The sequence below is a fragment of the Dyella sp. EPa41 genome (assembly GCF_016586165.1).
Taxonomy (GTDB): Bacteria; Pseudomonadota; Gammaproteobacteria; order Xanthomonadales; family Rhodanobacteraceae; genus Dyella.
The window spans coordinates 20,043-29,039 of sequence record NZ_BCPR01000058.1 but is presented as its reverse complement, the minus strand read 5'-3'; the positions used below and the strand labels follow the sequence as shown (position 1 = coordinate 29,039).

Below are 8,997 nucleotides of genomic sequence, written 5' to 3'. Positions count from 1 at the left end.
CATGACGGCTGCCGGAGCCTCTGTTGTGGGAGCGCACCTTGTGCGCGACCGCAGTCATGGTTTCACCGCTCCGTCGGCTTGTCGCGCACTGGGTGCGCTCCTACAGGAAGAGCGGTTTTCCGCGTCATGACGGCCGCCGGGGCTCTGTTGTAAGGGAGGATGGCTACGGCGTCGCGGGCGCCACGCTCTCCACGTACACCAGCTCGCAGGCACCGTTGCCGGTGTCTTCGCGCGTCATCGAGGTGCGCCAATGCCAGCCGTCGGGACGGCTCGCATCGACCAGGAAACCTTCCAGGTGGATGATCTCGCCGGTACGCACGCGCTCGAGTTCGTGGCGTACCCCGTCGTCGGCGGGAATCATGTGCATGTTGGCGCTGGAGGTTTCGATCTCGCGGCGCGGGATCGGAAAATGGTCGACATGCCAGTGATAAAAGCGGTTTTCCTGGCTGACGGTGATGTCCTTCAGCACCTCGCTGTCGGACATGCGGCCCCAGCCCAGCGCAAGATCGACCGGCGCGAGCCTGGCGCCGGCGTCCATGTGATAGTCCTCGCGCGACAGCACGCGCGCCGTCAGCGCGAAATGCGCGCGCGTGCGCAGCATGACGTCGCCGCGCTGCAGGGAGGCGCCATCGTCGAGGTCGATCTGCTCGGGCGCGTCGGCTGCCAGCACGCCCGGTGAGGGCGCCAGCGGGCGATGGCGCCACCAGTGCGCGCCGCCCAGCGCGACGATCAGCGCCACGGCGATCAGTAGAAAGCGCTGCATCCGGTGTCAGCGTCCGCCGCGCCTGGCGGGCTTGGCCTGCGCCACGTCCGGCTGCAGCAGGTCGGCCGGCAGGCTGCGGATTACTTCGGAGAAGCGCTTGAGGAACGGGGCCATCGACGAACTCTTGCGCCACACCAGCGCAATGCGCCGGCTCGGCGGATGACCGGCGAATTCCAGCAGATGCACGTTGTCGGTACGCGCCACCGGCGGCTTGATCGCCAGCGTGGGCAACAGCGTGATGCCCACGTTCGCCGCCACCATCTGGCGCAGCGTTTCCAGGCTGGTGGCGCGAAAGCCGGACCGCTCGCCGGCACCGGCGAGCTGGCACACCTCCAGTGCCTGGTCGCGCATGCAATGGCCGTCTTCCAGCAGCAGCAGGCTTTCGTCTTCGAGGTCATCGAGTTTCAACCGCTTCTGCCTGTGCGCCAGCGGATGATCCTCGGGCACGGCGAGCACGAACGGTTCCTCGAACAGGAACTCCGTGTGCAGGCTGTCCTCGTGCAGGGGCAGGGCGAGGATGCCCACGTCCAGCGAACCCTCGCGCAGCATGCGTATCACCTGCTCGGTTTTCTCTTCCACCAGCAACAGCTCGAGCCGCGGGAAATGCTTGCGCACCAGCGGCACCAGGTGCGGCAGCAGATACGGCCCCAGCGTGGGGAAGATGCCCAGGCGCAGCGTGCCCGATTCCGGGTCGCGCGTGCGCTGCGCGATGGCCTTGATCTCGTCGATCTCCGACAGCACGCCACGCGCGCGGCGCGCAATTTCGCGCCCGGTTTCGGTGAGCAGCACCTTGCGCGGCGTGCGTTCCACCAGCGCGACGCCCAGCTCGTCCTCGAGCTTCTTGATCTGCGTGGACAGCGTGGGCTGGCTGACGAAGCTCGCTTCGGCCGCGCGCCCGAAATGGCGATGTTCGGCAAGGGCCACGAGATAGTGCAGGTCGCGCAGGTTCATCGGGCATCCACTCATTTCATAGGCTATGTCTATGATTGTGGTGCCTTCCATCGGCCATAACAATAGCCGGGTCCCTGGTGGAAGGCACACGCGAGAGCGCCTCGCCACCGGTGACTCGCGTCCCGTCCCGGACGGTGCCCCGGGCTCACCATGTCTTCTGGCACTGTGTCGTTCGTCACGGGTCAGCCTAGCGTCAGCATTTGTGTCCGCTCCAGGGGAGCCCCCAACCATGCATCGTCTTGTTCGTCCTTTTGTTCTCACCGCGCTCGCGACCTGTTGCGCCGCCGCCCTGGCCGCACCGGCCGCCGATGACCAGCCGCATGGCAAGCTGCCGCGCTGGGCCGTGCCGGAGTCGTACCAGCTCGACTTCAAGGTCGACCCGCGCCAGCAGGATTTCTCCGGCACCACCCGCATCAAGGTGAAGCTGGACCAGGCGTCCGATCACCTGTGGCTGCATGGCCGCGAGCTGAAGGTGGGCAAGGTGACGATCACCGATGCCGCCGGCAAGAAGCACGCGGGCAAGTACGTGGAAGTGGCGCCGCAGGAAGGCGTGGTGCGCATCGACTTCGGCACGACGCTGAAGCCGCAGGAACTGACCGTGGCGTTCGAATACACCGCGCCGCTCAACCAGCAGCTGCAGGGCCTGTACAAGGTGAGCCACAAGGGCCAGCCGTATGCGATGACGCAGATGGAGCCCATCAGCGCGCGCTTCGCGTTCCCCGGCTTCGACGAGCCCGGCTTCAAGACGCCGTTCGATATCCGCCTGACCATTCCCAACGACGAAGTGGGCGTGGCCAACACCAGGCAGGTGAAGGAAGAGAAGGCCGGCGACGGCTGGAAGACGCTGACCTTCTCCACCACCAAGCCGCTGCCGACCTACCTCGTCGCGTTCGGCGTGGGCCCGTGGGATGTGGTGAAGGGCCCGGACATCTCGGCCACCGCCCAGCGCGAGGGCAACCTGGAACTGCGCGGCATCGCCGCACAGGGCGAAGGCCATCGCATGCAGCATGTGCTGGGCGAAACGCCGAGCATCATCCACACGCTGGAGGACTACTACGGCTTCGGCTATCCGTGGGACAAGCTCGACCTGCTGGCCGCACCGGACTTCTCCGCCGGCGCCATGGAGAACCCCGGCCTGGTGACCTTCCGCGACTGGCTGCTGCTGCTCGATCCGGATTCCCCGGCCAACTACGTGCGCGGTTCGTTCAACGTCACCGCGCATGAACTCGCGCACCAGTGGACCGGCGACACCGTGACGCTGGCCTGGTGGGACGACCTCTGGCTCAACGAAGCCTTCGCCACCTGGATGCAGCAGAAGGTGACGCAGAAGGTGCATCCGGAGTACCGCGCCGATCTCGACCGCGTGCGTGGCGCGCAGGGCGCGATGAACGGCGACAGCCTGGTCACCACGCGCAAGATCCGCCAGCCGATCACCGGCAACGGCGACATCGAGACCGCGTTCGACGGCATCACCTACCAGAAGGGTGCCGCGGTGCTCGGCATGTTCGAAGGCTACGTGGGCGAGCCGACCTTCCAGAAGGGCATGCGCGCGTACATCCAGGACCACAAGTTCGGCAACGCCACCGCCGACGACCTGATCGATGCGATCGCCAAGGCGGCCGACAAGGGCAACGACTTCAAGCAGGCGTTCAAGAGTTTCCTCAACCAGCCGGGCGTGCCGTACGTGCAGACCAGGCTGTCCGAAGAGAACGGCAAGACCGTGCTGCACCTGACGCAGAGCCGTTATCTGCCGGTGGGCAGCAAGGGCGACGCAGGCCAGGTCTGGGGCGTGCCGATGTGCGTGCGCTTCGCCACCGCCAGCGGCACCAAGGTGAGCTGCGAGCTGTTCGACAAGGCCGAGGGCAGCATGGTGCTCGACGACGCCAGCAAGGGCACCTGGGTGTTGCCGAACGCCAACGGCAGCGGCTACTACCGCTTCGCGATGGCGAAGAACGACCTGGCCAGCCTCGGCAAGCAGATCGACAAGCTCGACGACGCCGAGCAGCTCGCCTACGCCGACGCGGTGTACGCCAGCTTCAAGCACGGCGACCTCGATGCCGGCGACGTGCTGGCCGCGCTCAAGCCGCTGACCTCGTCCAAGACGCGCGAAGTGGCGACCGCGCCGCTGACCAGCTTCAACTGGATCTACCGCAACCTGGCGCAGACCGATGCGGAGCGCGCCAAGCTCGCCGCGTGGGCCAAGGCGGCCTACCTGCCGCGCATGCAGCAGTTGGGTTACCACCGCAAGGCGAACGAGGCCGACAGCGACTCGCTGCTGCGCAGCACGCTGGCCGACGAACTCGCGCTGACGGTGACGCTGCCGGAAGTGCGCGCCGAACTGCTCAAGCAGGGCGATGCCGCGCTGAAGCGCAAGGCGGATGGTCGCCTCGACCTCGCCGCGGCGGATTCGGACCTGCTCGGCGCCGCGCTCGGCGTGGCCGTGCAGGAACGCGGCAAGCCCGCGGTGGAAGCGCTGGTCGCCGAAGTGCCGCAGACCAGCGACCCGGCGTTGCGCAACGCCATGCTCGATGGTTTGAGCCAGGTGAAGGATCCGGCATTGGCCAACCAGGTGCGCGACTTCGCCCTCGACAAGAAGGTGAAGGTGGGCGAGATGAGCATGTTGCTGCGTGGCAGCCGCGACACCCGCAAGGCGCGCGACGAATCGTGGCAGTGGGCCACCACCCACTACGACAGGATCGTGGACCGCACCGGCAGCTTCTCCGGCGGCCGCCTGCCGGAACTCGTCGGCGGCGGCGGTTGCTCGCAGGATGAAGCGGACCGCCTGCAGGCCTTCTTCAAGGATCGCGCCAAGCAGGTGAGCGGTGCCGAGCGTGGTCTCGCGCAGGCCACCGAATCCACCGTGCTGTGTCATTCGCTGGTGCAGAAGCAGGACGCCGCTGCGATTCTTCGCTGAGGCCCTGTTGAACGGAAACGCCGGGCGGTGCGAGCCGCCCGGCCTTTTTTTTGCGCGCGGCCTGCCTGTTCGCCGCGCAGCTCGCCCGATGCCGCTTTAACCCCCACGAGGCGTTCCTTCCGTTAGACCTTCGAAGGCGCTTGTCGCGCCGTTCGTTCGCCCCCTACATTGGGGCCGACCCACCCGGGTAGTCAGGGAGAAAGACATGCGTCGTCCGTGGGAATGGTTAGGTGCGCTCGTGTTGTTGGCGGCGCCGGTGCTGGCTCAGGAGGCTCCTGCGGCACTGCGCGACTGGAAGGAATGGGTCCTGCACGACGTGCCGGCGCATGCGTGTCCGATCCTGGCCAGCGGTGCGGGCGACATCGACGAGCGGCCCTGTGCATGGCCCGGACGCCTTGCGCTGGATGCGAACAAGGACGGCGCGCGCTTCAGCTTCCAGGTGCACGTGGATGCGCGCAGCTGGGTTTCCTTGCCGGGCGATGCGAAGCACTGGCCGCAACAGGTAAGCGCCGACAACAAGCCGGTCGCCGTGCTGGAGCACGACAACGCACCGGCCGTGCAGCTGGAGCCCGGCGATTATGCGCTGCGCGGCAGCTTGCCCTGGGGCAGCCGTCCCGCACGCGTGCGCGTACCCGAGTCGATCGGCCTCGTCGCATTGACCCTGGATGGCAACGCGGTGAGTCGCATCGAACGCAACGGCGACCAGCTCACCCTGGGTGAAGCGGCTGCGGCCCAGCGTGCAGCCGATGCATTGTCGGTGCGTGTGTTCCGCCGCCTTGCCGACGGCATGCCGCCGCGGCTGGAAACGCAGTTGCAGCTCAACGTCACCGGCAGCGCGCGCGAACTGCTGCTGGGACCGGCGTTGCCCGCCGGCTTCGTTGCGACCTCGGTGGATGGCAATTTGCCGGCACGCCTGGAGGCCGACGGGCGCCTGCGCATCCAGCTCCGGCCTGGGCAGTGGGAACTGAGCGTGGGCGCGCGCGGCACCGACGTGCTCTCGCGCATCGCGCTGCACCTCCCGGCCGAGCCGTGGCCACGACAGGAGATCTGGAGCTATGCCGATGATCCGGATCTGCGCAGCACGCGCGTACAAGGCCAGGCCACCGACGCCGCGCAGGCCGATGTGCCGGGAGGCTGGAGCGCATTGCCCGCGTATGTGCTCGACGATGGTGACGGCCTGACCATCGAGCAGGGGACGCGCGGCGGCGAAGGTGGCCAGGGCGACCAGCTCACCTTGACCCGCCAGCTCTGGCTGGATATGGATGGTGGCGGTTTCACCGCGGCGGATCATCTCGCCGGCACGCTGCGCCGCAGCCTGCGGCTCGACGTTGCCGCGCCGTGGCAACTGCTCAATGCATCGCAGGGCGGCATGCCCCTGCTGGTAACGTCGCGGGACACGTCTCCCTCTGGCGTGGAGTTGCGCGAGACCGCCGTGGACCTGTCGGCCGGCCTGCGCTTTCCGCAACGTGGCGTCATGCCAAGCGGCGGTTGGCAGGCGCCGCTGGAAGCCATCCATGCGACGCTGCACCTGCCGCATGGCTATCGACTCATCGGTGCATCGGGCGTGGATCGTTCGCCGGATTCGTGGATCGCGCAATGGAGCCTGCTCGACCTGTTCGTGGTGGCGCTGATCGCCTTGCTCGCGGGTCGCCTGGTGGGCTGGCCCTGGGCGCTGGTCGCGCTGGGTTTCCTTGCCTTGTCGCAGCACGAGGGTGATGCGCCGCGGTGGACGCTTGCCGCGGCATTGGCGCTGGCCTTGCTGATGCGCGCCTTGCCCGAGGGGCGCCTGCGGGTGTTTGCGCGCATGGGGGCCGGTGCCTTGCTTGTGCTGGCGGTGCTGTGGGCGCTGCCTTTTGCCAGCACGCAGATGAGCTACGCGCTCCATCCGCAGCTGGAGCAGCGCCGCATGGTGGAGTTCACGCCGGCCGCAAGCATGGAAGAAGCACGCGTCGTGCCTTCGCAGCTGGCTGCGGTGGAAGAGGCTTCGACCAACGCGGTGCCGCCACCTCCCGCGCCTCCCGCGCCGCCGCAGGACATTGTCGCGGCGCAGCCGTCCATCATGCAGAAGGCCAAGGCGCCCGCAGCCCCGCGCGCCGCACCGCTGAGCGCCGTCACGGTCACCGGCTCGCGGATCACGGCCGCCAACACCATTGGCCAGGAGATGGATGCGCACAGCATCGTCCAGGCAGGGCGCGGCATCCCGCAGTGGGACAATGGCAACGACTACACGTTGGGCTGGTCCGGTCCCATCACCAGCGGCCAGGCCACGCGCCTGGTGATCGCGCCGGCGTGGCTGGTGCGCATGCTTCGCGTCGTCATGCTCGCCATGCTGGCGACCTTGCTCGGCAAATTGGTGCTGGGCGTGATCAGGGCAGGGCAGGCGCCATGGCATGGCTTGCGGACGAGCGCGGCGTCGGTCCTGCTGGCGCTGATGCTGTTGCCACATGCCGCCCACGCCCAGTCGACGCCTGGCAGCGAACTGCTCAGGCAGTACCACGATCGCCTGATCGAGGCGCCGCCCTGTGCGCCCGACTGTGCGTCGGTCGCGCAGGCTTCGTTGCAGGCGAATGGTGACCGCCTGGCGCTGGATCTCGACGTGCATGCGGGGGCCGCGATCGCCGTGCCGATGCCGCAGGGCGGCGACGCGTTGTCGCTGCAGTCGGTGATGGTGGACAACCGCGATGCCGAACTGCTGCGCGTGGACGACAGCCTGCTGGTCAGGCTCGATCGCGGCGTGCACCGCGTCGCCTTGCGCTACGCCGTCACCCCGGCGGATACCGCGACGTTGCGCTTTCCGCTGCGTCCGCAACGTGTCCTCTTCAACGGCGACGGCTGGAAAGCCGATGGCGTGGACGACGATCGCCTGCTCGGCGACAGCCTGGCGCTGAACCGCGTGCGCGCCAGCAGCGATGGCAAGGGCGTCGACGTGGTGGCCCAGACCTTCCCGCCGTACGTCAAGCTGACCCGCACGCTGGAACTGGGCACGCAGTGGACCGTGCGCAACACCGTGGAGCGCATGGCGCCGGAAGAGGGCGGTTTCAGCCTCGATCTTCCCTTGCTGCCCGGCGAGCATCCGCTCGACGCCGATGCCCGCGTGCATGACGGCCACATCGGCGTCACCTTCACGGTCGGCCAGCGGGTAGTGAGCTGGACGAGCCGGCTGGACCGCGCGGACAAGCTGGCATTGAGCGCACCGGCGTTGGGCGAACGCGCGGAACAATGGGTGCTGCAGTCGGCGCCGATGTGGCATGTGGACGCGAAAGGCGTGCCCGGTTCTGTCAGCGACAATGGATGGAGCTTCCAGCCCTTGCCAGGCGAGAGCCTGCAGGTTGCGATCAGCCAGCCCAAGGCCGTACCCGGCGACAGCCTCGCCTTCGACGTGGTGAGCGTCGCGAGCCAGGCGGGCGATCGCGTGACGGAATCGGAGTTGACCCTCGTGGCGCGCAGCACGCGTGGCGGTGAGCATGCCATCGGCCTCCCCGCGGGAGCGGAGCTGCTGGACGCCCGCCGCGATGATGCGCCACTCAACCTCGCCATTCGCGACGGCAAGCTCAGCCTGCCGCTGCTGCCGGGGACGCATCACTACTCGCTGCGCCTGCGCGAGCCGCAAGGCGTGGGTTTCAGCACGCGCACGCCAACGCTGTCGCTCGGTGCGCCATCCGCCAACATCACGCAGCAGCAGGCGCTGCCGGAAGACCGGTGGGTGCTGTGGACCTGGGGGCCCACTTCGGGTCCGGCGGTGCTGTACTGGTCCCAGCTGATCGTGCTGCTGGTCGCCGCCTGGCTGCTCGCGCGTCACGCGCCCACGCCGCTGCGTTTCCATCAGTGGCTTTTGCTTGGGCTCGGGTTCTCCGCCTTCGCCTGGGGTGCGTATGCGTTCGTCGTGGCGTGGCTGGTCCTGCTGGGCCTGCGCGCACGCTACGTGGCGCCGGACCATTTCCGCCTCCGCTTCAACCTGTGCCAGGGCGCGCTGGCGGTGGTGACGCTTGCGGCGCTTGCCGTGCTCGTGTCGGCCGTGCCCAAGGGACTGCTCGGCCTGCCGGACATGCATGTCGCCGGCAACGGTTCCACGGCGTGGCAGCTCAACTGGTTCGCCGATCATACGGACGATGCCCTGCCGGACGCCGGCGTGTTCAGCGTGTCGATCTGGGTCTACAAGATCGCCATGCTGCTGTGGGCGCTCTGGCTGGCGAATGCGCTGATCGGATGGCTGCGCTGGGGCTTCGAGGCGTGGGGCCGCGGCGGTTACTGGCGGCCGCGGAAGCCCAAGGTGGTCGAACCTCCGCCGGTGCCACAGGCGGAATAAAGGGAGCGGCGTTTCAGTGGAGTCTGCGGTCGCGCGATGGGTGCGCTCCTACAACGTCGCGCA

General features: G+C 68.0%; 4 protein-coding genes. 2 read left to right on the top strand and 2 right to left on the bottom strand.

The annotated features are described in order from the left end of the window. Positions 1–163 precede the first annotated feature (163 nt). Both JMF82_RS16515 and oxyR read right to left on the bottom strand, forming a co-directional pair. Positions 164–763 carry a hypothetical protein gene (locus tag JMF82_RS16515; protein ID WP_201315648.1) on the bottom strand — a complete coding sequence of 200 codons (600 nt, stop codon included), beginning with the start codon at positions 761–763 and terminating at the stop codon, positions 164–166. Positions 764–769: 6 nt separating this feature from the next. Then, on the bottom strand, positions 770–1,714 hold the full coding sequence (oxyR, locus tag JMF82_RS16510; protein WP_201315647.1) for a DNA-binding transcriptional regulator OxyR: 945 nt from the start codon (positions 1,712–1,714) through the stop codon (positions 770–772). Between the two features lie 229 nt (positions 1,715–1,943). Between oxyR and JMF82_RS16505 the strand changes: the two genes are divergently transcribed. Beyond that, positions 1,944–4,628, top strand: coding sequence for a M1 family metallopeptidase (locus JMF82_RS16505; RefSeq protein WP_201315646.1), 2,685 nt, complete (start codon positions 1,944–1,946; stop codon positions 4,626–4,628). 205 nt (positions 4,629–4,833) lie between these two features. After that, positions 4,834–8,934, top strand: coding sequence for a hypothetical protein (locus JMF82_RS16500; protein WP_201315645.1), 4,101 nt, complete (start codon positions 4,834–4,836; stop codon positions 8,932–8,934). Positions 8,935–8,997 lie beyond the last annotated feature (63 nt).